General features: G+C 50.6%; 1 pseudogene. It reads right to left on the minus strand.

Annotated features, from left to right (window positions below):
- Nucleotides 1-257: pseudogene (locus tag AAEY78_RS13915) on the minus strand (NAD(P)(+) transhydrogenase (Re/Si-specific) subunit alpha); the annotation flags it as partial.

Consider the following 257-nt stretch of genomic DNA (forward strand, 5'->3'; position numbering starts at 1 on the left):
GGTAGTAACGCCTTTAGCCGCATAAGTATCTAGCTGGCTATTACGATAGGGGTCGAGCATACCAACGACGATCTGACCCGTTGTTAGGCTCTCTGTCACCGCAGCAGGCAAGTCATTCACCGTGGTAATAATCTGAGACTGGGTGACTACCTCGGCGCTGCTATTGGCAATATCGGCACCAGCAGCCTGATACAACTCATCAGCATAATATGCTGCTTGACCTGCACCTGACTGTATGACGACTTCAAACCCAAGCT

This window comes from Psychrobacter sp. 16-MNA-CIBAN-0192, assembly GCF_040309565.1.
GTDB lineage: Bacteria > Pseudomonadota > Gammaproteobacteria > Pseudomonadales > Moraxellaceae > Psychrobacter.